Source organism: Dethiosulfatibacter aminovorans DSM 17477, assembly GCF_900142005.1.
GTDB lineage: Bacteria > Bacillota > Clostridia > Tissierellales > Dethiosulfatibacteraceae > Dethiosulfatibacter > Dethiosulfatibacter aminovorans.
Window position 1 is genome coordinate 19,644 of record NZ_FQZL01000006.1, and the last position, 25,278, is coordinate 44,921.

At 38.2% G+C, this 25,278-nt stretch carries 25 protein-coding genes and 1 tRNA gene; 23 read left to right on the forward strand and 3 right to left on the reverse strand.

Annotated features, from left to right (window positions below):
- Position 1 precedes the first annotated feature (1 nt).
- The 4 genes from BUB05_RS03530 to yhbY are packed head-to-tail and all read left to right on the forward strand — an operon-like array spanning position 2 to position 2,250.
- Complete coding sequence (locus BUB05_RS03530) at positions 2-331, forward strand: ribosomal-processing cysteine protease Prp (protein WP_073047285.1); 330 nt, start codon at positions 2-4, stop codon at positions 329-331.
- Between the two features lie 5 nt (positions 332-336).
- The gene (rpmA, locus tag BUB05_RS03535; RefSeq protein WP_073048199.1) at positions 337-621 is read left to right on the forward strand and encodes a 50S ribosomal protein L27; all 285 of its coding nucleotides are present in this window, start codon (positions 337-339) and stop codon (positions 619-621) included.
- A gap of 59 nt (positions 622-680) precedes the next feature.
- Positions 681-1,952, forward strand: a complete 1,272-nt coding sequence (gene obgE / locus BUB05_RS03540; RefSeq protein ID WP_073047287.1) for a GTPase ObgE — start codon at positions 681-683, stop codon at positions 1,950-1,952.
- Between the two features lie 10 nt (positions 1,953-1,962).
- Positions 1,963-2,250 (forward strand): ribosome assembly RNA-binding protein YhbY, encoded by a 288-nt coding sequence (yhbY, locus tag BUB05_RS03545; RefSeq protein WP_073047290.1) that lies wholly within the window; start codon positions 1,963-1,965, stop codon positions 2,248-2,250.
- Positions 2,251-2,320: 70 nt separating this feature from the next.
- Here yhbY and BUB05_RS03550 read toward each other — a convergent pair whose 3' ends face one another.
- Positions 2,321-2,971, reverse strand: coding sequence for a TetR/AcrR family transcriptional regulator (locus tag BUB05_RS03550; protein ID WP_073047293.1), 651 nt, complete (start codon positions 2,969-2,971; stop codon positions 2,321-2,323).
- A 194-nt stretch (positions 2,972-3,165) separates the two neighbouring features.
- Here BUB05_RS03550 and thyX point away from each other — a divergent pair, with 194 nt between their 5' ends.
- Both thyX and BUB05_RS03560 read left to right on the forward strand, forming a co-directional pair.
- Positions 3,166-3,963, forward strand: coding sequence for an FAD-dependent thymidylate synthase (gene thyX, locus BUB05_RS03555; protein ID WP_175548501.1), 798 nt, complete (start codon positions 3,166-3,168; stop codon positions 3,961-3,963).
- A 125-nt stretch (positions 3,964-4,088) separates the two neighbouring features.
- Positions 4,089-5,051 carry an ABC transporter substrate-binding protein gene (locus tag BUB05_RS03560; RefSeq protein WP_073047296.1) on the forward strand — a complete coding sequence of 321 codons (963 nt, stop codon included), beginning with the start codon at positions 4,089-4,091 and terminating at the stop codon, positions 5,049-5,051.
- A gap of 15 nt (positions 5,052-5,066) precedes the next feature.
- On the opposite strand, the gene BUB05_RS03565 is transcribed toward BUB05_RS03560, so the two are convergent.
- Positions 5,067-6,209, reverse strand: coding sequence for a 1-deoxy-D-xylulose-5-phosphate reductoisomerase (locus BUB05_RS03565; protein ID WP_073047300.1), 1,143 nt, complete (start codon positions 6,207-6,209; stop codon positions 5,067-5,069).
- Between the two features lie 199 nt (positions 6,210-6,408).
- Here BUB05_RS03565 and nadD point away from each other — a divergent pair, with 199 nt between their 5' ends.
- From nadD to rsfS, 3 genes are read left to right on the forward strand one after another with little or no spacing between them, the layout of a single operon-like run.
- A complete protein-coding gene (gene nadD, locus BUB05_RS03570) occupies positions 6,409-7,032 on the forward strand; it encodes a nicotinate-nucleotide adenylyltransferase (protein WP_073047303.1) in 624 nt (207 codons plus the stop codon).
- Positions 7,023-7,622 (forward strand): bis(5'-nucleosyl)-tetraphosphatase (symmetrical) YqeK, encoded by a 600-nt coding sequence (gene yqeK, locus BUB05_RS03575; protein WP_073047306.1) that lies wholly within the window; start codon positions 7,023-7,025, stop codon positions 7,620-7,622. Before nadD ends, yqeK begins: the two co-directional genes overlap by 10 nt.
- Positions 7,597-7,965, forward strand: a complete 369-nt coding sequence (gene rsfS / locus BUB05_RS03580; RefSeq protein WP_073047309.1) for a ribosome silencing factor — start codon at positions 7,597-7,599, stop codon at positions 7,963-7,965. The genes yqeK and rsfS overlap by 26 nt, the downstream gene beginning before the upstream one ends.
- 31 nt (positions 7,966-7,996) lie before the next feature.
- Here rsfS and BUB05_RS03585 read toward each other — a convergent pair whose 3' ends face one another.
- Positions 7,997-9,259 carry a D-alanyl-D-alanine carboxypeptidase family protein gene (locus BUB05_RS03585; protein WP_073047312.1) on the reverse strand — a complete coding sequence of 421 codons (1,263 nt, stop codon included), beginning with the start codon at positions 9,257-9,259 and terminating at the stop codon, positions 7,997-7,999.
- 135 nt (positions 9,260-9,394) lie between these two features.
- Here BUB05_RS03585 and BUB05_RS03590 point away from each other — a divergent pair, with 135 nt between their 5' ends.
- From BUB05_RS03590 to BUB05_RS03655, 14 genes are all read left to right on the forward strand, one after another.
- On the forward strand, positions 9,395-10,078 hold the full coding sequence (locus BUB05_RS03590; RefSeq protein ID WP_094762692.1) for a helix-hairpin-helix domain-containing protein: 684 nt from the start codon (positions 9,395-9,397) through the stop codon (positions 10,076-10,078).
- A 40-nt stretch (positions 10,079-10,118) separates the two neighbouring features.
- The gene (gene selD, locus BUB05_RS03595) at positions 10,119-11,144 is read left to right on the forward strand and encodes a selenide, water dikinase SelD (protein ID WP_094762693.1); all 1,026 of its coding nucleotides are present in this window, start codon (positions 10,119-10,121) and stop codon (positions 11,142-11,144) included.
- A 10-nt stretch (positions 11,145-11,154) separates the two neighbouring features.
- Entirely contained in the window at positions 11,155-12,549 is a 1,395-nt protein-coding gene (gene selA / locus BUB05_RS03600) for an L-seryl-tRNA(Sec) selenium transferase (RefSeq protein WP_073047318.1), read from the forward strand.
- 11 nt (positions 12,550-12,560) lie between these two features.
- Entirely contained in the window at positions 12,561-14,447 is a 1,887-nt protein-coding gene (selB, locus tag BUB05_RS03605) for a selenocysteine-specific translation elongation factor (protein WP_073047322.1), read from the forward strand.
- Positions 14,448-14,512: 65 nt separating this feature from the next.
- The gene (locus tag BUB05_RS03610) at positions 14,513-15,205 is read left to right on the forward strand and encodes a response regulator transcription factor (RefSeq protein WP_073047325.1); all 693 of its coding nucleotides are present in this window, start codon (positions 14,513-14,515) and stop codon (positions 15,203-15,205) included.
- Positions 15,177-16,613, forward strand: coding sequence for a HAMP domain-containing sensor histidine kinase (locus BUB05_RS03615; protein WP_245819736.1), 1,437 nt, complete (start codon positions 15,177-15,179; stop codon positions 16,611-16,613). The genes BUB05_RS03610 and BUB05_RS03615 overlap by 29 nt, the downstream gene beginning before the upstream one ends.
- A gap of 10 nt (positions 16,614-16,623) precedes the next feature.
- The gene (locus tag BUB05_RS03620) at positions 16,624-17,427 is read left to right on the forward strand and encodes a GerMN domain-containing protein (RefSeq protein ID WP_073047328.1); all 804 of its coding nucleotides are present in this window, start codon (positions 16,624-16,626) and stop codon (positions 17,425-17,427) included.
- Positions 17,428-17,629: 202 nt separating this feature from the next.
- A complete protein-coding gene (gene carA, locus BUB05_RS03625; protein ID WP_073047331.1) occupies positions 17,630-18,679 on the forward strand; it encodes a glutamine-hydrolyzing carbamoyl-phosphate synthase small subunit in 1,050 nt (349 codons plus the stop codon).
- Between the two features lie 9 nt (positions 18,680-18,688).
- Complete coding sequence (carB, locus tag BUB05_RS03630) at positions 18,689-21,922, forward strand: carbamoyl-phosphate synthase (glutamine-hydrolyzing) large subunit (RefSeq protein WP_073047334.1); 3,234 nt, start codon at positions 18,689-18,691, stop codon at positions 21,920-21,922.
- A 204-nt stretch (positions 21,923-22,126) separates the two neighbouring features.
- Positions 22,127-22,223: transfer RNA gene (locus BUB05_RS03635), tRNA-Sec, on the forward strand.
- Between the two features lie 19 nt (positions 22,224-22,242).
- Positions 22,243-22,605, forward strand: coding sequence for an adenine nucleotide alpha hydrolase family protein (locus BUB05_RS03640; RefSeq protein ID WP_245819738.1), 363 nt, complete (start codon positions 22,243-22,245; stop codon positions 22,603-22,605).
- Between the two features lie 14 nt (positions 22,606-22,619).
- On the forward strand, positions 22,620-22,940 hold the full coding sequence (locus tag BUB05_RS03645) for a YkvA family protein (protein ID WP_073047336.1): 321 nt from the start codon (positions 22,620-22,622) through the stop codon (positions 22,938-22,940).
- Positions 22,941-23,019: 79 nt separating this feature from the next.
- Entirely contained in the window at positions 23,020-24,453 is a 1,434-nt protein-coding gene (locus BUB05_RS03650) for a hypothetical protein (protein WP_073047339.1), read from the forward strand.
- Positions 24,454-24,583: 130 nt separating this feature from the next.
- Positions 24,584-25,267 (forward strand): ABC transporter ATP-binding protein, encoded by a 684-nt coding sequence (locus BUB05_RS03655; protein WP_073047341.1) that lies wholly within the window; start codon positions 24,584-24,586, stop codon positions 25,265-25,267.
- Positions 25,268-25,278: the final 11 nt, after the last annotated feature.

Below are 25,278 nucleotides of genomic sequence, written 5' to 3' on the forward strand. Positions count from 1 at the left end.
AGTGATCAGAGTAGAAATTTACAGAAGCGGTGATTCTCATAAGGGTTTTGAAGTCACAGGGCATGCCGGCTATGATGATGAAGGAAGGGACATAGTATGTGCTGCAGTTTCAATACTGTCATATACGGTGCTGAATTCTTTGGAAGTTGTAGCAGGAATCAATTCAGATGACATTGATTGGTCCGTTGATGAAAAAACAGGATTTATGAAGATATTGCTTCAGAAGACTTGCCTTGAATCGAATATTTTATTTAAAACATTTGAAACGGGCATCAAACTATTATTAGAAAATTATAGTCAGTATATAAGCCTTGATTATAAGGAGGTGTAGTCATGATATTAAAATTGAATCTACAATTATTTGCACATAAGAAAGGTGTAGGTAGTTCTAAAAACGGTAGAGACAGTGAGTCTAAAAGACTCGGTTTAAAAAGAGCAGATGGACAATTTGTTTTAGCTGGAAACATTCTCGTAAGACAAAGAGGTACTAAGCTTCATCCTGGAAACAATGTTGGTATAGGTGGAGATGACACTCTTTATGCACTTGTTGATGGTGTAGTTAAGTTTGAGAGAAAAGATAAAAAGAGAAAACAAGTTAGTGTTTACTCACAAGAAGCTTAAATTAAACCTACCTTTACGGTAGGTTTTTTTTAGCTTATGGCAAAGAAGGATGTGATTTGATGTTTATTGATATAGCAAAGGTCCATGTAAAAGCTGGAAAGGGCGGTAATGGATCAGTAGCATTCAGAAGAGAAAAATATGAACCTATGGGAGGTCCGTCCGGCGGTGACGGCGGCAGGGGTGGAAATATCATTCTTGTGGCAACCAATGGTCTTAGGACCCTTATGGACTTCAGATACAAGAAGAATTACAAAGCCAGAAATGGTGAAGACGGAAGAAAGAAGAATCAATATGGAGCCAATGCGGATGATCTTATCTTGAAAGTTCCCGTAGGAACCATAGTCAGGGATGAAGAAACAGGAATAGTTCTGGCTGACATGAATACAGATGGTCAGGAATTCATTGTTGCAAAAGGCGGGCGAGGCGGTCGTGGAAATGTAAAGTTTAAGAATTCCATAAGAAGAGCACCGAGATTTGCTGAACCGGGAGGCGTTGCGGAAGAAAGAGATATCATTCTGGAGCTTAAGCTTATAGCTGATGTTGGTCTTCTGGGATTTCCCAATGTTGGAAAGTCGACTTTTCTTTCAAAGACAACCAGTGCAAAACCAAAGATAGCAAACTATCATTTCACAACCTTGAAGCCAAATCTCGGCGTTGTGAAGATGAGCTCGGGTGAAAGCTTCGTAATAGCAGATATTCCTGGAATCATTGAAGGTGCTGCAGAAGGTGTGGGTCTTGGACATGAATTTTTGAGGCATGTGGAAAGAACAAAGGTCCTTCTCCACATACTGGATATTTCAGGTCAGGAAGGAAGAAACCCGGTAGAAGATTTTCACAAAATCAATGAAGAACTTGCAGAATACAGTGAAAAGCTTAGTCACAAAAAACAGATAATCGTACTTAACAAGATGGATATTCCAGGTATAGATGAAAATGTCAAGGAAGTACGAGAGAAGCTTGGAGATAAATACGAAATATATGAAATATCTGCCATTACTGGGAAAGGGCTGGAAAAAGTGCTCTATAAGGCTCTTGACTATGTAAAGACTGCAGAAGAAGAGATTTTTTACGATGAAAGTGAAGCGGCAGCGCTTTATGAAACTAAAAAGAAAGATACAATAAATGTATATAAAGAAGGAGAAAGATACTACGCAGACGGATATTTTCTCGATGTCCTCGTTGAATCCACAAATTTCGGCGATTATGAATCATTGAAAAACTTCCAGAAGGTATTGAATGACAAGGGAGTCATCGATAGACTCATGGAGCTTGGAGCAAAAGAAGATGATACGATTGTAGTTTGCGGAGTTGAATTCGACTTTGTAGAATAGAGGAGATACAATGATAACTGGAAAACAAAGAAGTTATTTAAAGGGACTGGCCCATAAACTGGACCCGATAGTTCAGATAGGCAAAAATGGCATATCTGAAAATCTTATATCCCAGGCTGATGAGGCTCTGGAAGCCAGGGAGCTTGTGAAGTTCAAGATTCTTCCTAATTGTGAGCTTGATGCAAAAACAACTGCATCAGAACTTGCAGAAGTTCTTAATGCAGAGTTTGTAATGAGCATGGGAAAGAAATTTGTATTGTACAGGGAATCTGAAGAACCCAAGATAGAACTTTATTAAGGAGCAGTTATTCTGCGCTATATATCAAAACAGGTAATTCTTTGGCTTGGCAGCTGAGGAATTACCTGTTTTAAATTAGAAGTTTTAGTTTTGAATAGTCCATGGATTCTTGGATTTTCTTTGAATCAACCATGTGTTTGTGTATTTCATCTTTGTTTACACAAAGAAGTTTTGGCGTATTGCTGATAATTGTGTTGAGCATATTGTCTAAATCCATTTCGAAGTTATTGTTGAAATAATTTTTCAATAGATTAATCCTACCGCCTGATTCGAAGATTGCAATAGTTTTGAGCTTGTCTTTTTCGATAGAAATGCCATTTGATTCGCTTATGTTTATATAGTTGTTTATGGTTACCTCTTCCAACAAATTATGAATTATATCTTTTTCAATGGTTTCTCTGAAAAATCTCAGATTGTTTGAATCGCTAAAAACTACATCGTAAAATATCCTTATGATAACCATGTTTACAAGACATGATTCCTTGTCTTTGCCGAGTTCATTAAGTACTGTTTCCCTAATGCTGTTTAAGAAATCTGAATAAATGGCTATTATTATATTGTTTTTTGTTTTGAAATAATAAGATAGCAGTCCCAAATTTACAGATGCCAGATCAGCAATCTTCTGCACTGTAGTTGAGTTTAATCCCTGGAGGTAGAAAAGTGATTTTGCAGCATTAGTTATATTGTTCTTGGTTTCTATTCCTTTTTTATACCTTCCCATGCAAACACATCCTTGAATTTTATAAAATGAATGATGTATCTAATTTCATTATAAACCATATGCTTAAAAATGTCCAGACAGTTACTTTTAAAACAGTTTTGGACTTATCATTTGAATTGAATTCCAAGGTGCTCTATGCTATTATATTATAGTCGATTTAATGATAAAATCAATTTACCATAAGGGGAGATAACATGAAAACAGAACTGAGAGTTAAGCTCGTACAATATACACCGGAACCCGAGAAATTAGTGGCGGCTGCTGCCAAACTATGCTACTCGCCATTGTCCGGCGATGAAATAATGAATGATTTGGATGAGGAGAACACTGAAAAGTTTATTAACATGCTTATGAAGCTTGGGCATCAGTCACCGGTTGAGCATATAAATTTTTCATTTGCAATAGAGGGAGTCAGCAGGACATTGACACATCAGCTGGTAAGGCATAGACTTGCAAGCTACAGTCAAAGATCACAAAGATATGTTACAGAAGGACAGTTTCAGTATATAATTCCGCCTGAAATAGAGAAAAACAGTGCTGCTTCGGCAAAATTCATTGAAGCTATGGAATACGATCAGAAGGTATATGACGAAATAACTGATTTACTTTATGAAGGAAATTACAAGCGTCTTGTTGGAGAAGGAAAAAGTGAAAATGCGGCTAAAAGCGCAGCGGAAAAGAAGGCTATAGAAGATGCCAGGTATGTATTGCCCAATGCTTGTGAAACAAAGATAATGGTGACAATGAATGCCAGAAACCTTATACATTTTTTCTCTGTAAGATGCTGCAACAGAGCGCAGTGGGAAATAAGGGAAATGGCATCGCAGATGCTAAGGGAAGCTCATGCAGCAGCTCCTAATATTTTCAGCAACTGTGGACCTGCCTGCGTTGCAGGACCATGTCCAGAAGGAAAGATGTCCTGCGGCAAAATAGAAGAAATGAGAGAAAAATATTCATATGTGAAAAGCAAGAAAGCGGCTTCGCCGCGTTAAATACGCAAGTATTTATTAAGGTGCGAAGGAAAGTTACCTTGACCACGTAATACCAATGTTTCAAGGGATTACGTATTTTTGACTTTCCTAAGCTACAAGAAATGAGAAACGATATTGGAGGAGCAATGAAAAGGAGAGTACTGACACTGCTGATGATAATCGTATTGATCTTTACACTGGCAGGATGCATAAAAAATGAAGAGACTACCGATGGCGGTTTGGATAGTTCAGGTGATGCCGAAGACGGAAAATTTGAAGATACCGGAATATATCCTGTTACAATAACAGACGATACAGGCAGACAAATAACTATTGAAGAGATGCCCAAAAGACTGGTGTCAACAGTTCCAGGCAATACTGAAATCATCTTTGGAATAGGCAAGGGGGAGAACCTTGTGGGTGTATCCGCCTACTGCAACTATCCGGAAGAAGCACTTGAAATTGAGAAGATTGGGGATTATGACGGACCGGATACCGAGTTGATAATTGGTCTGGACCCTGATGTTGTTTTTGGATCGTGGATGTCAAATGATGTAGTTGCTCGGCTTGAAGACGAAGGAATTATTGTGGTTCTTGTTGATCCGGGCAATTTGGAAGAGACTTATGAAACAATGCTTATAATAGGTGATGTTGTAGGAGCTTCCGAAGAGGCTGACCAGATGGTAAGCAATTTGAAGGCAAAACAGGAAATGATAATGAAAAGAGTTTCAGGATATGAAGCGAAAACCGTATTTTTTGAAATATGGGACGATCCTCTGACAGCAGCAGGTCCTGGAAGCTTTCATCACGAGCTTATAACTCTGGCAAATGGAGTGAACATTGCAGGAGACACTGGTTCACCCTATCCTGAATACAGTCCGAACGAGCTGATTGCAGAGAATCCTCAGGTTTATCTTACTGCAGATGATGGATTCAAGACTGCAGAAGAAATTTTTGCAAGAGAAGGATACGACAATATCGAAGCCATAGAAACCGAACAATTGTTTATGCTCAACCAGGACATTGTTTCAAGAAAGGGACCTAGAATGATTGAGGCTTTGGAAAAAATTGCTGCTGCAATTCACCCTGAAGCCTTCAATGAGAAATAGTATAAAAAGCCGAATTTAATTCGGCTTTTTTATATTTGCTGCAGTCCATTTGGCTATCTCAAGTATTTCATCAAAGCTGGCAGCTTCAACAGGGGTATGTCGAAGCATAATATCCTCAACCATGTTCTGGATGTCAAGGAATTTGATTTCCTTTCTTATAAGCATTTCAACCGCCAGTTCATTGGCTTTGTTTAGTACTATTGGCATTGATTTTCCAATTTTCATTGCTTCAAAAGCAAGTTTAAGGCATTTGAAGGTATTCATGTCGGGTTTTTCGAATGTAAGTTTGCCAATCTCAAAAAGATCAAGACTTTTGAGATTGTTTTTAAGCCTGTAAGGATAAAAAAGCGCAAGTTGTATTGGTATTTTCATATCCGGATTTCCCATCTGTGCAATAACAGAATGGTCATCATATTCAACTGCAGAATGTATAATGCTTTGGGGATGGACAACAACCTCAATCTGTTCCGGCGTCAAATCAAAAAGCCACTTTGCTTCTATTGCTTCAAGTCCCTTGTTCATGAGTGTTGCCGAGTCGACAGTGATTTTCTTTCCCATTGACCAGTTTGGATGATTAAGGGTATCTGCCAAGGATACGGTTTCAAGTTCCTTAAGAGTTTTTCCTCTGAAAGGGCCTCCGGAAGCTGTAAGAAGTATTTTTTTAATTTTATTGACCTCGTTGCCCATCAGGCTCTGGAATATGGCGCTGTGTTCACTGTCAACCGGCATTATGTTGACATTGTGCTTCCTTGCAAGGGACATCACCATTTCACCTCCTGCTACAAGGGTTTCCTTGTTTGCGAGAGCGATGTCCTTGCCGCAGCGTATTGCTTCAATGGTGGGTTTCAACCCAATCATACCGCTAATTGCAGTTACTGCAATATCAACTCCATTGGCGCAGACGGATTGAACAAGTCCGTCCATGCCGCATACGACTTTAGTCTTTCCTGAAATTCTTGATTTTAACTTCTCTGCATTTTCCTTGTTCATCACTGCGCAGATGGCAGGCTCAAATTCGTTGATTTGCCTTTCCAGCAGATTGATATTGCTGTTTCCGCTCAGTGCATGTACCTTAATCTTATCCTTGTTTTCTCTTACTATTTCAAGTGTTTGTGTTCCAATTGAACCTGTGGAACCTAAAATTGATATATTTTTCAATTCATATACCTCTTGTGAATTCATATTTTATTTTATCTCAGTTTTATTGTACATTGACAATCAATTATAACACAATATGCGATACATGATAAATATAATTGACTTTGGATTTGTGTTTGTTGAATACATGATTTTCTTTCTGTTTGCTAAAGTAGAGTACTTATTGTATAATAAACTATCATATCGGGAGGAGCATACATTGAAAAAATATGGAATTATGGGCGGTACATTTGATCCTATTCATCACGGACACCTGGTAATAGCAAATGAAGTATTGTCATTGTTTGATCTGGACAAGATAATATTCATACCTACCGGAATGCCGCCCCACAAAATTGTAGAAGGGCTGACATCTCCATATCACAGGTACATGATGACTCAGTTTGCTACGATGACAAATCCGGATTTTGATGTTTCAGATATTGAAACCAAGAAATCTACGATGTCATATACAATAGATACACTTAAAGAATTGATCTCGGGAAATGAGGAAGAAAAGTTTTATTTTATTACAGGAACCGATGCGGTGCTTGATCTTCCTTCCTGGAAAAATACAGAAGAGATACTTTCGCTATGCACGTTTATTGCCGTTAACAGACCAGGTTATATAGTTGACGGTCTGGATAAGAAAATAAAGGCAATAACCGATAAATACGGAGGGGAAATTTATATCACCAAGGCACCCCAGCTCCACATATCATCAACGGACATCAGAAACAGGATAGCTTCCAAAAGGCCTGTCAAATACCTTCTGCCGGAAATGGTTGAACAGTACATACTGAAAAACGGTCTCTATCAAGAGATTCAACTGAAATGCCTGTAGATATATTCAAGCAACCCTTGATCGATTCCATAGGGAGAAAAAGGTTCAGCCATTCCGTGAGAGTTATGAAGACAGCCACGGATATGGCACTTGCATATGGAGTGCCTGTAAACAAAACAAGAATTGCCGCTATACTTCACGATTGCGGGAGACTCAAGGATTGCAGAAGTCTCATAGAATATTTCAATGAAAGAAACATCATCCTGGATTCCGCTACGTTCTTGAATACAAATCTTCATCATGCAGTTTTGGGAAGGTTTTTGGCCTATGACAGATTTTGTATTACAGATATTGATATACTCAATGCCATAAGATATCATACCACAGGAAGGGCAAACATGACGATTCTTGAAAAAATAATATATCTGGCTGATGCAATAGAACCCAAGCGTGAATATGAAGGTGTCTGGGAAATAAGAAAGATGGCAATGGAGGATCTTGATGAAGCCATGATTATGTCCCTTGTCAATACCTGTGGTTACCTGGAAAGAAAAAATACGGAAATACACAAAAATACATTGAAATGCCTTGGCTGGCTGGAAAACAAAAGGACAGGAGGAAAAATTGGAAAACAACAGAGAAAAGATTGAAACCATACTGAAAGCTTGTGACGAGAAGAAAGCTTATTCTTTCAGTGTTATAGATATTTCAAATATATCAACAATAGCAGACTATTTTATAATTTGCTCAGTCAACAACGAGAGACAGGGAGAGGCTGTGGCAGATGAAATAATAAACAAAATGTCCAAGATCGGTGTAAAGTTGATACACAAGGAAGGGTATCAAACCAAGAGATGGATACTTCTAGATTACGGATTTGCAGTAGTGCATATTTTCCACAAGGATGAAAGATATGTATATGACCTTGAAAAGCTATGGTCTGAAGGTACGGATATTGACGTTGAAGATTATGGAATAGAAAACTGGAATTAATTCCAGTTTTCTTTTTTAAATAAGTTTTTTATTACAGCTTTAATTTTTTGTTTTTTCTGACGCTCCATACCCTAATGGTAAAATAGAGCCGGAGGAGTAGAATAAGACCGGCAATTGCGAGGAATACCGACAGTATTGTTTTTACAACGATAGCTCTTGTATTTATTGGCGCGAACTCGTCTATTCTAATGGGGGTATATAGATTGACCGCTCCAATAACCTCATCGTTCAAAAGGAATTCATACTTGCCCATACACTGGTCTTTTTTTATTGGAAGAGTAATTTCATCCATAGTGATTCTGCTCGTTATATTTGACGATTCATTCTTTTCTATAACGCTTGAAAAGCTGTCTTCTGTTACGAGAGGAATTTTTTCCACATTGGCACCAATGACTTCTGTACTATCCACATATGTATTCGTTTCAACAAGGCCAATTTTTTCAAAATTGCTGAATCCGTAGTCGAGAAGCTTGACAGTGTCTGAATACACTTCCGTAATATATCCGTCCAGCACTACAGAAATGAGAGTAAGGCCATCCCTTTCGGCAGAGCCTATGAATGTGCTTCCCGCCTGAGGCGTATATCCGGTCTTCATCCCCGTAGCACCGTCGTATTTGATGTCTCTATACTTGCCGTCGATTATTATCTGGTTGCCATATCCGGTGCCTATAAAGAGTCTGTTTGTGGTATTCAGAAGTCTTTCATCTTCCTTTATGTTTGTTGCAGGTATTGTATAGTTCTTTTTCTTCACTATGTTTCGAATAACCTCATTCTTGTATGCATACACGGCAAGCTTTGCAAGATCCGAAGCTGTAGTGTAGTGTGAATCGTCGTGCAGCCCATGGGGATTCACAAAATTTGTATTTGTCATGCCAAGCTCTGCCGCCTTTTCATTCATTTTTTCAACAAAGCTTTCTACTGAACCTGCATTGTTTATGGCTATCACTTCCGCTGCATCGTTTGCCGATGGAATCAAAAGGGCGTGAAGCAGTTCTTCCAGAGTAAGCTTTTCTCCAGGTTCAAGGGCGATATGGCTGCCGTCAATGGTAAAAGGCGTTTCATCATCAACTGTATATACATCGTCAAGATCGCCGTTTTCAACTGCAATAACTGCAGTCATAAGCTTTGTAAGACTTGCCGGGTATTTTATCCTGTCCGGATATTTGCTGTAAAGTACCTTGCCTGATTCAGCATCCACAAGAATTGAAGAATTGCATTCCAGATTATCTATAGCAAAGGAATTAACCATTGTTGTCAATAGCAGTAAAATTATCATAAAAAATATTTTTTTCATAAGTACCTCCGAATATGTCAAACATAAAATAGTATACCAAAAAATTAATAAAATTGTAAGTTCTTATTTTTTTTGTTATTATATATAAGTTAGCGAATGTTTATTTAGCAAAATTCAGTGAATTGAGGGACTGATATGGATTATTTGAAGAAGAGGACTTTAGTGGTTATTATTGTTTTAGTGCTTTTAGTGTCTTTTTTATACGGATTTTATAACCGTGAAACAGGCAATATAGCTGATTCGATTGAAAGAAACGCAAATAATCTTGAAGATGAAGCAATTGAGGACAAATACATCGATTCAGAATCACCATCTGAAGATAAGAATAGAGACTTGAATGAAGAAGCTGAATCCTCTGATGAAGCTGAGAATACGATCATATTTGTCGATATCGACGGCGCTGTAAACAATAGGGGAACATTCCAGCTTCCTGAGGGAACAAGACTGTGCACTCTTATAGAACTGGCAGGTGGACTGACGGAAAATGCCGATACAAGGTTTATAAACAGGGCAGAAAAACTGCACGACGAGCAAAAGGTGTATATTCCCGAGAAAGGCGAGGAAATCGAGCCTGCTGCTATTGATGCCAGAGAGAATCCTGTGGATTCAGGCGAAGCCGATGATGGAATGATCAATATCAACACTGCAACAAAATCAGCGCTGGAATCTCTTCCTGGAATAGGCGAAGTCCTGGCAACACGAATTATCGAATACAGGGAAAGCAACGAATGTTTTTCATGCATCGAAGATATTAAAAAAGTATCTGGAATTGCTGAAGGCAGGTTTAATCAGATTAAGGATTTAATAAAAGTAAAATAAATATGGATAGTATGAAAATATTTGATTATAGGAGAAATATATGAGTATTGAAGATATAAAATTGACTCAAATGACAAAAAGCTCTGGCTGAGCAGCCAAATTGGGGCCTGACACCCTTGCTCAAGTTTTGAGTAAATTACCAGCTTTTGAAGATGAAAAACTCATCGTAGGTCTTGGAAAGGCAGACGATGCAGCCGTATATAAAATTGACGAAGACAACTGTATAATACAGACACTGGATTTCTTTACACCCGTTGTCGATGATCCTTATACTTACGGCCAGATAGCCGCTGCAAATTCACTGAGTGATGTATATTCAATGGGAGGAAAGCCTGTCCTTGCTTTGAATATTGTGTGTTTTCCCGATTGTGTCGATCCTGAAGTTCTTTCAGAGATACTTAGGGGTGGTGCAGACAAGGTGAAGGAATCCGGTGCGGTTCTGGCAGGGGGGCACTCCGTTGATGATGACGAACCCAAATATGGTCTTTCTGTAATGGGCATAGTTAAGGAGAGTAATGTTCTAATGAACTGTGGAGCCAGGGAAGGAGATATTATAGCAATTTCCAAGCCTTTGGGTCTTGGCATAGTCAATACTGCCATAAAGGGTGAACTGTGCGATGATAAAACCTACAGGGAAGCTGTGGATATCATGACAACCCTAAACAAGGAGGCAGCTGAAGCGGCTGTAGCACTTTCGGCAAATGCATGTACTGATATAACAGGATTCGGTCTATTTGGTCACAGTATAGAAATGGCCGACAACAGCGAGGTGGCAATTGAGTTTGAAATGGATAAAATACCTGTAATAGGAGAAGCGCTGGAATTTGCATCCATGGGACTTATACCTGCAGGAGCATACAGCAACAGGGATTTTTATGGAAGCAAAATTCAGGAAAACGGATTCTCTGAAGAACTGATAACGGATATTTGTTATGATCCTCAGACTTCAGGTGGACTTCTTGTGTCAATACCTGCAGAAAACATGGAAAAGATAGAAGAATATGATTTATTTAAAGTGATAGGAAAAGTTGTCAAAAAATCAAAATATAGTCTAATATTGAAATGATGGAGATGAAATGAAAAAGGACTTGTATAGAAAAATTCCAAAAGTGGATTCCATGATTGAAAAAGAGGAATTCAAAACCTATTTAAATAAAATTGACCAGAAAATAGTAGTGGGAATCATAAGGAAGCATCTGGATGACATAAGAAGTGAAATATCCAGGACAGATGATTTGAAGACGCTGGAATCAAGAGTTGAAAACATAGATAATGACATTATAGACAAACTGGAAGACCTTTATAGAAGCAATTTAAGAAGGGTCATAAACTGTACCGGGGTAGTTGTTCATACCAATCTGGGAAGATCAGTTTTTTCAGAGGAAATATTTAATGAAATAAAGGATGTTCTGACTCATTATACAAACCTTGAATATGATCTTTCTAAAGGTGAAAGAGGATCCAGATATGATATTGTTGAAGATGTAATCTGTCTCCTGACAGGAGCAGAAGCGGCTTTGGTCGTAAACAACAATGCAGCTGCTGTCATTCTTGCACTTAATACGCTTTCATCAGGAAGGGAAGCCATTGTTTCAAGGGGAGAACTTGTTGAAATTGGCGGCAGCTTCAGAGTTCCAGAGGTTATGAGAATGGGGGGCGCCCAGCTTGTGGAAGTGGGAACAACCAACAGAACTCATCTTGAGGATTTTGAAAATGCCATAGGTGAAAATACCGGAGTAATTCTTAAGGTTCATACCAGCAACTACAAGGTAATAGGATTTTCAAAGAGTGTTGATTCTGCTGATCTTGTAAAGTTAGGAAGGGAAAAGGGCATGATTGTAATGGAGGACCTGGGAAGTGGAACCATGGTGGATTTAAGCAAGTTTGGCATAACTTACGAACCGACGGTGCATGAATGTGTAAGGAAGGGCTTGGATATTGTAACATTCAGCGGAGACAAGCTTCTGGGAGGCCCACAGGCAGGAATAATTCTTGGCAAAAAGGAACTCATTGATAAAATGAAAAAAAACCAGCTTACCAGGGCGCTAAGAGTGGACAAGTTTACACTTGCATCACTGGAAAGCATCTTCAGGAAATATCTTCTTGAATCAAAGGCCTTAAAGGATATTCCAACACTTAGAATGATTATACAAACCGAAGAGGAAATCAAGCTTAAGGCTGAAAAGCTTTATAATATGATTAAGGAAAAAAATCCCCATGCAAATATCAAAATAGAGAAATGCAATTCAAAAATTGGAGGAGGGTCGTTGCCTGAAGAACTTCTTGACAGCTATGCTGTTGCTCTTTATCCTGAGAAAACCAATGCTGCAAGGATAGACAGGGACTTCAGAAATCTGGAAATACCCATTGTTGCAAGGATTAACGAAGACAGGGTTATACTTGACATGAGGACTGTCTTGGATGATGATTATGAAATCATAGCAGAAGAAGTCAATAGAATACTAAAGTGACAGGTGAAAATATGAAAAACATTATTATAGGTACTGCAGGACATATAGACCATGGTAAAACGACATTGATAAAAGCTCTTACGGGACATGACACCGACAGGCTCAAGGAGGAAAAGGAGAGAGGGATAACCATAGATCTTGGATTTTCTTTCTTTGAACTATCAAACGGCGACAAGGTAGGTATTATTGATGTTCCCGGACATGAAAAGTTTTTGAACAACATGCTATCGGGTGTTGTCGGCATGGATTTCATACTGTTTGTTGTTGCAGCCGACGAAGGAGTAATGCCTCAAACGGTTGAACATCTTAATATTCTCAATTTGGTTGGAATAAAGAACGGCATCATTGTAATAACAAAAAAAGACATAGTGGATGAAGAAATGCTTGAGCTTGTAGTTGACGACATCAAAGAAAATTTCTCAAATACTTTTTTGGAAAATGCTCCCGTTGTTGAAGTTTCTTCAAAGACTGGTGATGGAATTGAAAAGTTGAAGACAATGATAAACGAATATTCTGAAAAGGTGGTCCCCAGGGATGACAACAAACCTTTCAGGCTTCCCGTGGACAGGGTTTTTACACTTAAGGGGATAGGAACAGTAGTTACGGGAACAATAATTGAAGGAAGTGTGAATCTGAATGACGAGCTGTCGCTTTATCCATATGAGATGCCTGCAAAAGTAAGAAACATACAGGTCCATGGAGTTGATGTGGACAGGGCTTTAGCGGGACAGAGAGCGGCAATAAATATTTCATCCCTTTCAAAGTCTGATATAAGACGTGGAGATTTGCTGGCAGAAAAGGACAGTGTATTCAGAAGCAATATTATTGATGTTGAATTGAAAAATCTGGACGATTCCATAAGAACTATAAAGAATGGCAGCAAGGTGCATTTCTTCGTAGGGACAAAGGAAACTGTAGGTGCGGTTATTCTTTTTGGCAAAAAGGAACTGAATCCCGGTGAAATGGCAACTGCACAGATTAGATTTGATGAAGATATTTCAGTGAAATTTGGTGACCGTTTTATTGTAAGATTTTATTCTCCACTTGAAACAATAGGCGGAGGAAGGATCCTGGATCCCATTGCAAGAAGACACAAGACCAGCAGTAAAACAGCAATAAAATCTTCAATCACTAAATCCGGAGATGATTTCAAGGATATAATATATGAATTCATAAGGGAAAAAGCTATTTCGGTGGAAAAAAATGACCTATACAAAATTTTTTCCATGGAGATTTCACAGCTGGAGAACATACTTGAGCAACTGGTGGAATCGGGAAGAATAAGATGTTATGAGGACAATCGAAAGGAATTGTACATGACGTCTGAAAATTATGGAAAGATAAAGAATGACGTATTGTCAAAAGTTAAGGAGTACCACAACCGCTTTAATCTTAAGCCCGGCATAAACAAGGAGACTCTCACGAGCTCCATTTCCGGCGAAATGGACAATTCTATCTTTAACAAGGTCCTAAGAGACATGGAGAATGAATCGCTTATTGAAATGCAGAATGAGTTTATCAGGTTATATGGTTATTCACCTGAGTTGTCAGATGAACAGAGCTCAATACTGGGAAAAGTATCGATGCTTCTTCAAGAGGATGATATGATTGTTAAAAAAGAAAATATAAAGGAAATTGATCGGGATTTGTCTATACTTGAATATCTCCAATCAGATGGAGTCGTTTCAGTTATAAGCAATGAATATGTTATCAAAAACGAGTATATAGACACAATAAAAGATAAAACATCAGAATATATACAAAAAAATGGAACAATATCCGTGGCGGAAATTAGGGACTTATTGAAAACCAACAGAAACAAGGCAGTGATCGTCTTGGAATATCTTGATAAAATTAAGTTTACTAAACGGGTGGATAATGATAGAATTCTGTGGTAAACAAAAATTATCAATTTGGTATAAAATGATTTATAATAGTAATAACAATACAACGAGGTGAAAATATGAATAACAAGATATTGATTGTAGACGATGAGCCGTTATTGGTAAAGGGGTTGAAATATAGTCTTGAGCAGGATGGATACTCAACGGAAGTTGCATATGACGGAAAAGAAGCTTTGGAAAAACACAACAGGGAAAAATTTGACATAATAATTCTGGATCTTATGCTTCCTGAAATTGACGGATTGGAAGTATGTCAAAGAATAAGGGAAAGGTCAGATGTTCCGATCATCATGCTAACTGCTAAAGGCGAAGATATGAATAAGATATTGGGACTTGAATACGGAGCAGACGACTACATGACAAAACCATTCAATATACTTGAACTTAAGGCCAGGATAAAGGCTATATTGAGAAGGTCCAATTCCAAGGAGGCAAAGCTTGGAGAACAGATCATTTATGTAGATGATTTCATTATCAATACCCTTGGAAGAAAGGTTACAGTAAACGGCAAGGAAATAAACCTTACAGCCAAGGAGTTTGATTTGCTTATACTTCTGGCAACAAATCCCGGAAAAGTATTTACCAGAGAGGAACTGCTGGAGATAATCTGGGGTTATGAATATTTCGGAGACTTGAGGACTGTTGATGTCCATGTAAGGAGACTTAGGGAAAAGATAGAGAAGGATTCCAACAATTATGAGTATATCCTGACCAAATGGGGAGTTGGCTACTATTTTAGGAATAGAATTTAAGAATAGATTTGTAAGTTTTAGGTGGAAGATGCTTTCCACCTATTTGTTGCTTATAGTAATATTATTCATATTACTGACAAGCCTGATACCGCAGTACGTATTGAGTTGGCAGCTGGAATTCAGAAAGAAGAATCTGGAAATGTCGTGCAGGGAAATAGGCCAGGAAATCGACTACTATCTGCATAATTATGATGCGGCCCTTTATAGTACCTATTTTGACAATGTTACCCAACAATATTCGAAATCAATTGATTCAAGAATCATGATATATGACAAGTTCGGCAGAATACTATCCGATTCCAACAATCAGTTCAAATTCAGAAATATCAATTTGGAAGAGATAAATTCATCTCTTGACGGAAATGTATACTGGAATGAATACTATTTCAACGACATTGGAAATGTAATGTATATTTCGGTACCGGTCAAATATGAGAATGAAGTCAATGGTGGAATATTCATATCAAATTCCATCAACGACCTTTACGGCAACCTTGAGGATATCAACAATACGATAAGGATGATTGTCCTGATTGAAGGCATACTGATAATTATCGGTATCATACTGATATCAAATCATTTCCTCAGACCAATAAACAAGTTTTATCCGGTAATAAGCAAGCTTTCCAACGGGGAATTCGGAGACAAGGTCGATGTGAAATCCAATGATGAATTCAAGGTTCTTGCCAATTCATTCAACAGCATGAGCGTCAAGCTCAACGAAGTTGAACTGCAAAGAAAGGAGTTTGTGGGAAATGTGTCCCATGAGTTGAAAACTCCCTTGTCATCCATCAAATTGTTGTCTGAAAGCCTTCTCTTGCAGGATGAAGTTGAAGAAGATGTTTACAGGGAATTTCTTATGGACATTAACAACGAGGTTGACAGACTGAACAGGATCGTAACGGAACTTCTTGCCCTGGTGGATATGGATAAAAAGCAACTGGTCCTGGATTATCAGCCTGCATATCTTAATTATCTGATTGAAAAGATTATTGAACAGCTGAAACCTCTAGCAGACCAGAAACACATACGTTTAAATTTCTTTGAAGATGACAGTATACAGATAAATATTGACAAGGGCAAGATAAAACAGGCACTGATCAACATAGTACACAATGCAATCAAATATACCAGGGATGGCGGCAAGGTGGACATAAGGGTTTACAGGGAAAAGGATTTTGCCATCGTAAGCATAAAGGATACTGGTGTAGGAATATCTGAAGACAATCTTCAGTATATTTTTGACAGGTTTTACAGGGCGGACAAGGCCAGGTCCAGAAATACGGGAGGTACGGGGCTTGGACTTTCAATATCAAAGCAGATTGTAAACCTTCATCATGGAACAATCAGTGTAAGGAGCAAACTGGATGAAGGTACTGAGTTTTATATCAGTCTTCCTATTGTATAAGGAGTTTTCAATGAAGAATAAAATAATGATTTCAATCTTGGCTGTCGTCATTCTGTTGACGACATCATGCACGAGAAGTGAGGATGATGTCATAAGGATTTCTCCTTTCAGCGAGGAAGAGAATGTATATGTACAGCTTTATCTTCCCAATAAGAGCATGAGTTGCATAATAACGGAATTATCAGGAGTTTATGATCTGAATGAGGCGAAGGAAATAGAAGAAACACTGGATATAATGCAAAATAGAACAATGGAGTCCGGCAGTTTTGTTTCCATGGAATATCTAAAGATATTAAATACTAGTGTTGTATCGGATACGGTATTTATCGAGTATTATTTTGACAATGGAAATGAATTGGATGAGATGGAAGAGTGCCTTATGCTGTATTCCATTGTAAATACTGCAACCAACTATGAAAACATTGATTTTGTCAAATTGACAAACAGCAACGGGTCCAATTACTTCAGCAAATACTTCAACATAGAATCACCCTTTACGCCAACAAACACCCTGCTGTACAAGGACTACATAAGTCCTATAGAGACTGTTGAAAAATTCTTGAATTCAGTAATTGTAAAGAATATTCCCGACAGTGCTGCAGAAGCAAAGGCTAACAATATTTTTTACAATACAGGATTCGACATAGTCTCATATAAGATAACCAAATATGAATACAACAAATACGGTGAATATGTAACTGTAAAAACTAATATAATGTTGCAGGACAGCTCCGGTAATTATACTAACGAAAATATATCATTTTTGCTTGAATTGTCTAGTGGGAAATATAAAATAAAAGAAATTGTTGAATAAATATTGACAATAATGAAATAATATGTTATCTTCTATAAAACCTTTAAATCGGTACGAGATGCTGATAAGGAGAAAATTAATGATATATAATAATAAGACTGAAAAAATCAATAAGAAATTTATTTTAAAAGGAAGGCGATTTACGGTATTTAAAAAAACAATTTAAATACCGTTAGTTGCTATTTTTTTTGTAGGAGGATATATGAAAGGTAAATTAATTCTTGAGAATGGAATGGAATTTGAAGGTTATTGTTTTGGATACTTGGAGAAAAGCTTTGGGGAAGTAGTGTTCAATACTGGGATGACGGGATATCAGGAAATATTGACAGATCCGTCATATTATGGACAGATTGTAGTAATGACTTATCCCTTGATAGGAAACTATGGAATCAATTTTGACGATATCCAGTCGGACAGTGCAAAGGTAAAGGGATTCGTTGTCAGGGAACTTTGCGACAGACCCAGCAACTGGAGATGTGAAATGTCCCTCAATGCTTATCTGAAAGAGGAAAAAATAATTGGAATACAGGGAATAGATACAAGATACCTTACCAAACTCATCAGGAACAGCGGAACCATGAAGGGTATAATAGTCACTGAAGAAAACACTGACAACATAGAGGGCTTCTTCGAGAAAAATCCTGTGGAGGATGCTGTTAAAAAGGTAACCAGAAAAAGTGCAATGACAATATCAGGAAAGGGTAAAAAAGTAACAGTACTTGATCTCGGTGTGAAAACAAACATAATAAATTCATTCAGCGAAAGAGGCTGCAAGGTGACTGTTCTTCCGGCTCTTTCCACTATGGAGGAAATAATGAGTACGGAACCTGATTGTCTGTTCCTTTCAAATGGACCTGGAGACCCTAAGGATCTTACTGAAGTTGTGGAAACAGTAAAGGGAATAATAGGAAAACTGCCTGTTACCGGAATATGCCTGGGGCATCAGATAATAGCGCTTGCATGTGGTGCCGATACGGAAAAAATGAAATACGGTCACAGGGGCAGCAATCATCCTGTAAAAAACCTGTTCACAGAAAAGGTGACAATAACATCTCAAAACCACGGTTATGTAGTTAAAAAGGATACAATTCCTGAAGATTTCGAAATCACCCATATAAACATGAACGATTTCACTGTCGAAGGCATAAGAAATCTGGACAGGAAGCTGATGTCCGTACAGTTCCATCCCGAAGCATGTCCGGGACCGCATGAATCAAGCTACATTTTCGATGATTTTTTAAGTATAGTTTAGGAGGATAATATGCCAATCAACAAGAATATTAAAAAGGTATTAGTACTGGGCTCAGGCCCGATTATCATAGGACAGGCTGCAGAATTTGACTATTCTGGAACTCAGGCCTGCAGGGCTTTGAAGGAAGAAGGTATAGAAACAGTTCTTATCAACAGCAACCCTGCTACAATAATGACTGACAAGGAAATAGCCGACAAGGTTTATATTGAGCCTCTTACACTTGAATATGTGGAGAAGGTGATCAAGAAGGAAGAGCCTGACAGCATATTGCCGGGAATGGGTGGACAGACTGCATTGAACCTTGCTGTCGACCTCTACGATTCGGGAGTGCTTGAAAAGTATGGAGTTGATATAATCGGTACTCCAATTGAAGCCATAAAGGTTGGAGAAGACAGGGAGCTCTTCAGGGAATTAATGAAAGAAATCGGACAGCCTGTAGTGCAAAGTGAAATAGTTACAACTATGGATGAAGGTATTGCAGCTTCCGCCAAAATCGGATATCCGGTAATTGTAAGACCTGCCTATACCCTTGGTGGATCAGGTGGTGGAATTGCCGATAACGAGGCAGAACTCAAGGTGATCCTATCAAAAGGTCTGAATTTGAGTCTCAACAGCCAGGTGCTTATAGAAAAGAGTATAAAGGGCTGGAAAGAAATAGAATATGAAGTTATGAGGGACGGAAAGGGAACCTGCATTACAGTCTGTAATATGGAGAACATAGACCCTGTAGGAATTCATACGGGAGACAGCATTGTTGCAGCTCCTTCCCAGACCTTATCGGATGTCGAATATCAGATGCTTAGAACTGCATCCCTTGACATAATCGATGCAATAGGAATAGAGGGAGGCTGTAATGTTCAGCTTGCACTTCATCCTGAAAGCTATGAATATGTTGTTATAGAAATTAATCCGAGGGTGAGCCGATCTTCAGCACTGGCATCCAAGGCTACAGGTTATCCGATCGCAAAAGTTGCTACAAAAATCGCACTTGGATACTACCTGGATGAAATAGAAAATTCTGTAACAAAAAAGACCTTTGCATGTTTTGAGCCGGTACTTGACTATATAGTGCTTAAAATACCTAAATGGCCTTTTGATAAGCTTCAAAGCGATATAAGAAGCCTTGGTACACAAATGGCGGCGACAGGCGAGGTTATGGCAATCGGAAACAATTTTGAAGCTGCTTTGCTTAAAGCTGTAAGGTCCCTTGAAAATTCACAGTATACTCTTTTTAAGGAAAAATATTCACAAATGTCAATAGTTGAGCTTAGAGAAATGATGAAAAAGCCATGTGACGAGTTGTTGTATATAACTGCAGAACTTCTTAGGAGGGGTTACAGCATTGAAAAGGTTAATGAAATAACAGGAATTGATAATTTCTTCATACATAAAATACTGAATATTGTAGAAAACGAGGAGCTTCTCAGAAGAGTAAATATTGAAGACTTGACTTCCGACTGGATTAAAAAGCTTAAGTACTATGGTTTTTCAGACAAGGGGATTTCACAGCTTGTTGGATGCAAGGCAAATGATATTATGAATCTTAGACTGGAGAATGATATTGTACCTGCATACAAGATTGTCGATACCTGCAGCGGTGAGTTTGATGCTGTATCGCCATATTACTACTCCACGTATGAACAGTTTGACGAGGTCGAGGTTTCCGATAAAAAGAAAATAGTTGTAATAGGTTCAGGTCCAATAAGGATAGGCCAGGGAGTGGAGTTCGACTACTGTTGTGTACACTGCGTCTTTTCACTTAAGAACATGGGTGTTGAAACAATAATCATAAACAACAATCCTGAAACTGTAAGTACTGACTTTGATATTTCCGACAAGCTTTATTTCGAGCCTTTGACTGAAGAGGATGTCTACAATATCATCCTTAAGGAAAAGCCGGATGGAGTAATACTTCAGTTCGGAGGACAGACAGCCATCAAGCTGGCTGAATTTATCGACAGCAAAGGTATAAAGATATTCGGAACTACATCCCAGCATATAGACACGGCAGAAGACAGGGAGAAATTTGAAGCATTTCTTGAATCGTTGGATATTCTTAGGCCCCAGGGGGTTGGAGTATGGTCGGTAGAGGACGGAAAGAAGGCTGCGGGGGAAATAGGATATCCTGTACTTGTTAGACCGTCATTTGTTCTTGGCGGACAGGGAATGGAAATAACCTACAATGACACGGAGCTTGAAAACTATTTAAGCAATGCCTTTGAAAAGGATTCAAAAAACCCTGTGCTTATAGATAAATATCTCAATGGAAAGGAAATTGAAGTAGATGCCATATCTGACGGTAATGAAATACTTATACCTGGAATAATGGAACATCTTGAAAAAGCCGGAGTCCACTCTGGTGACAGCATTTCAATATATCCGCCTGTTTCCCTGAGCCAGGAGATATTAGACAAGGTTGTTGAAATATCTTCTAAAATAGCAAAAAATATGGGTGTCAAAGGAATTATAAACATACAATTCATTGAATGCGACAATGAAGTCTACATAATTGAAGTCAATCCAAGATCAAGTAGAACGGTACCTTTCATCAGCAAGGTGACTGGTGTGCCAATGGTTGATCTGGCAGTCAAGTGCATGATGGGTGAAGAATTGTCTAATCTGGGATACGGTACTGGTCTCTATAAGTCCATTGATAACTATGTAGTAAAAGTGCCTGTTTTTTCTTCTCAAAAGATATCGGGAGTGGAAGTGAGTCTTGGACCTGAAATGAAATCAACAGGTGAAGTTCTTGGTCTTGCGTCTGATTATGAAGAAGCATTGTACAAGGGATTCCTGGCAGCCGGAGTAGAGATGCCGGACAAGGACAAGTATATACTGGCCACTGTGAAGCCAAAGGACAAGGAAACAATCAAATCCCTGGCTCAAAGATTTGACAGCCTTGGATACAAGATTGCCGCAACTGAAGGTACGAGTAAAGATATAAGCAGTGTAGGCGTGGATTCCAAGGTGGTGAACAAAATAGGTCAGGAAGATGACATTTTAGACTTTATCCAAAGCGGACAGGTTGGACTTATAGTCAACACTCCTACAAAAGCAAATGACTCCAAGCGAGATGGATTCATGATAAGAAGAAAATCGGTTGAAAACGGAGTGGACCTTTTGACAAATCTTGAAACAGTTGATGCGCTTTGTTCAATAATTGAAAACAAGGTTGCAGAAAAAGATCTTGACGTATTTGAAATAAGCGAGATTTACGCTGAAAAAGAATCTAAAGGCATATAATATGGATTAAATATTAAGCGGCATGCTTGATGGCATGCCGCTTTTTAATTTGCGCATGCCTTATTCGTTGGTATTATACGGTTAAGGGGACTCGACATAGCCCCTTGATATCCTCGTACGCGGATAACCCGTCGAAGATGCTTTCTTGAATTATAAAATATATCTTGTAAACATCTGTCGATTATGGTATATTTGTCATTGCATGGGAGTATATAAGTGCTGGTGTGCTTCCTGGTCTTCAAAACCAGTGTGGGGCGTTTATAGCGTCCTGGGTGGGTTCGATTCCCATATACTCCCGCCATTTCTTGAAAGGAGCTCCATTGATTAATAATATAATGGTTTGTGTTACACAGCAAAAAACATGCGAAAGGCTCATTGACAAGGGCTACAGTCTCAAAAATGATGAAGATATGTTGTATGTTGTGCATGTGGTGAATGAGAATGAAAAGCTTCTAAGGAATTATACAGATGGAGAAGCTTTGGAATATTTGTTTGGCATTACCAAAAAACTCGGTGCCGAACTTGTAATAGAAAGATCCAAAAATATAATTGATACATTAGTTAAATTTGCAGATAAGAATGATGTAGGAAAAGTAGTGCTTGGTAAGTCTCCGGACGGCAAGAGTAAATTTGAAGACAAGCTCAAGAAAAAACTTAAAGACATAGAAATGATAATAATATAAAGAAGTGGTGCATATTGTTCAGAAAATTTAGTGTTATGCTTAAACTTTTGAGAAGCAGGGAAGTCAGCTGGAAGGATAAACTTCCAATTATCGGGTTGATTCTATATATATTAAGTCCTGTAGATTTAATTCCTTACCCAATATTGGGTTATAGTATAATAGATGATCTTGTTGTATTCATGCTATTGATGAATTTAGTTAACAGGTCTATAAAAAAATACGGTACAACCAATAACAAGGACGTTGACCCTGATCATATTGTCAGTGATGTTGACTATGAGGTGGATGACTCTGAAGATGTTAAGGGTAACAACAATGATGAAGATGAGCAATGAATGCTCATTTTTTGTTTTCGTATTTCAAATAGTGTGAACTTATGTTAAAATAATAGCAGAGATGACAGAGAGGTATACGATGGGTTACTTTAAAAATTACGATGTTAAGGAAATAATATATGACAACAGTTTTCAGAGAATAGCGTTGTGTAAAAATAATGATGATGATTCTGAATTCTATAATAATATAATAATGAGCGCAAGGATCATTGATCTCATTGATACTGAGAAAATGACAAGAATGTTCAAGAATGTTCTTTTGGCTGAAAAATCAGAAGACAGAGCATATATAATAACTGTACCGGGGGGTGGGATTCCTTTTGAGGAATATTTTTCAAACAAGAGCCTCACCATGAAAGAACAGCTATTTCTAACTGAGAATCTTCTTTTTAAGTTTCAGGAACTTGAAGTGTTTGAAGATCTTATAGAAGAGGCCATAATTGCCAAGGAGAATATCCTTGTAAAGGATAATGGAATAGAATTCAACAATATTTTGAAATTCAGTCAGGGATATGATATAAGTGAAAGTCTGCTCATTAAATCTGCCGGCGATTACATGCATTATATATACACCGGTAGATTCATAGACGACTACAACATATCAGACAAGTTGCCTCCTGACATAATGAAGATAATAATCAGATGTTACTCAAATCAATACAGGGACATGAACGAAGTTATAAGTGCCTTCAAGAAATCGCAGACATATTCGCTGGTTTTCGTACCTGTTCCTCCTTCGGTCCTGAAAAAAGAGCCTGAACCGGTTTTTGACGAACCTGCAAAAGCGGGACCTGATTTCAACAACCTGCTGAGTTCAGACGAAGGTGACGAAGGGGAACTTGAAGAAGTTGACAATGTTGCCGGTGAAATTGCAGGCAAAAGGAAATTCAGCCTTAATCAAATTGCAGCAATCATACTTATTATGACCATACCTGTAATAATACTGATTATGACAAATCTAGGCAAGGAAGTGCTTGAAGAGCATGCCGATCTGCCTGAAGCAAACAACGAGATAGTGATCAACAATAATAACACCAACAATGCCAGTACAGACGGGGAAAATCTTGAAGAGACAATAAACAAGTTTTTCAGTCAGGACCTGTTGGATTCTACGGACAGTGAATACAATGCTGAAATTGATTTCAAAAAGTTTTACGATGGATATTCATCACTTGTTATCAAGAATGACGGCAGTTCAAGCAGGAAGACATTGTTTGCCGTAGTGGATATGTCAAATGAAGACCTGGATTATATGAAGAACAGACAAGTTGGTCTGTCAATGAAGCTTACTAGCGAGAAGGATGAAGTAGAAGGGTCGGTGATTGTCGAAGTGATAGAAAATGGCAAGATTTCTGCGTACTCAAGCGACAAGGTTTTCTTGAACAGTGATATATGGTCCCTGAACCAGCTTACGGTGAATCTTGGAAATACGGATAGAATACTGCTGTATTTTGATTATGATGGTGACTCTACCGTATGGATAGATGGAATTGAAATTGACGTATTGAAATAAAGCGGATGACCGCTTTATTTTTTTGTCTATTTACATATTATTCGTTTTTCTGAAATTTTATTTATTTACTTAAATAAAGGAACTTTTATTTTTTATGGCCGTCTAATATATTTGGACTGGAGGTGACATCTTGGATGTAATAAAGATGAATAATATAGTAAAGGAATATAGAATTGGAGAAATAAGGCTGAATGCACTTAAGAATATCGATCTGACAATCGAAAATGGTGAATTTGTTTCAATTATGGGTCCTTCCGGATCCGGTAAATCGACTTTGTTGAATGTGATTGGCTGCCTGGACAAGTGTACAGAAGGAAGTTATATACTTGACGGAAACAGTGTTGAAAAACTGAGCGATAACAAGCTGTCTGAAATTAGAAACAGGTTTCTGGGATTTGTTTTTCAAAATTTCAGCCTTCTGCCAAAGCTGAATTCCATTAAAAATGTTGAAATTCCTCTTGTATACAGGGGAGTCAATGGGAAAATGAGAAAGGAAATGGCAGAGGAAGCATTGATTAAGGTAGGACTTAAGGACAGGATGAAACATTTGCCCATGCAGCTTTCAGGAGGGCAGCAGCAACGAGTAGCCATTGCCAGAGCCATAGTGGGAAATCCGTCGGTACTTTTGGCAGACGAACCTACAGGAGCTCTTGATACATCAACAAGCAAGAACATCATGGAGTTGTTCTTGAAACTAAACGAGGAAACCGAACTGACCATAGTACAGGTTACTCATGAGGAATCAATAGCTGAGTACGGCAAAAGAATCATTCGTCTGGTGGACGGAGAAATAAACAGAATAGACATAAATTGATTGGAGGAAAA

What these genes read in the sequence shown, in the direction of transcription:
- obgE (WP_073047287.1), top strand. Translation starts at nt 681, where the DNA reads ATGTTTATTGATATAGCAAAGGTCCATGTAAAAGCTGGAAAGGGCGGT.
- yhbY (WP_073047290.1), top strand. Translation starts at nt 1,963, where the DNA reads ATGATAACTGGAAAACAAAGAAGTTATTTAAAGGGACTGGCCCATAAA.
- BUB05_RS03550 (WP_073047293.1), bottom strand. Translation starts at nt 2,971, where the DNA reads ATGGGAAGGTATAAAAAAGGAATAGAAACCAAGAACAATATAACTAAT.
- thyX (WP_175548501.1), top strand. Translation starts at nt 3,166, where the DNA reads ATGAAAACAGAACTGAGAGTTAAGCTCGTACAATATACACCGGAACCC.
- BUB05_RS03560 (WP_073047296.1), top strand. Translation starts at nt 4,089, where the DNA reads ATGAAAAGGAGAGTACTGACACTGCTGATGATAATCGTATTGATCTTT.
- yqeK (WP_073047306.1), top strand. Translation starts at nt 7,023, where the DNA reads ATGCCTGTAGATATATTCAAGCAACCCTTGATCGATTCCATAGGGAGA.
- BUB05_RS03585 (WP_073047312.1), bottom strand. Translation starts at nt 9,259, where the DNA reads ATGAAAAAAATATTTTTTATGATAATTTTACTGCTATTGACAACAATG.
- BUB05_RS03590 (WP_094762692.1), top strand. Translation starts at nt 9,395, where the DNA reads ATGGATTATTTGAAGAAGAGGACTTTAGTGGTTATTATTGTTTTAGTG.
- selA (WP_073047318.1), top strand. Translation starts at nt 11,155, where the DNA reads ATGAAAAAGGACTTGTATAGAAAAATTCCAAAAGTGGATTCCATGATT.
- selB (WP_073047322.1), top strand. Translation starts at nt 12,561, where the DNA reads ATGAAAAACATTATTATAGGTACTGCAGGACATATAGACCATGGTAAA.
- BUB05_RS03610 (WP_073047325.1), top strand. Translation starts at nt 14,513, where the DNA reads ATGAATAACAAGATATTGATTGTAGACGATGAGCCGTTATTGGTAAAG.
- BUB05_RS03620 (WP_073047328.1), top strand. Translation starts at nt 16,624, where the DNA reads ATGAAGAATAAAATAATGATTTCAATCTTGGCTGTCGTCATTCTGTTG.
- carA (WP_073047331.1), top strand. Translation starts at nt 17,630, where the DNA reads ATGAAAGGTAAATTAATTCTTGAGAATGGAATGGAATTTGAAGGTTAT.
- carB (WP_073047334.1), top strand. Translation starts at nt 18,689, where the DNA reads ATGCCAATCAACAAGAATATTAAAAAGGTATTAGTACTGGGCTCAGGC.
- BUB05_RS03650 (WP_073047339.1), top strand. Translation starts at nt 23,020, where the DNA reads ATGGGTTACTTTAAAAATTACGATGTTAAGGAAATAATATATGACAAC.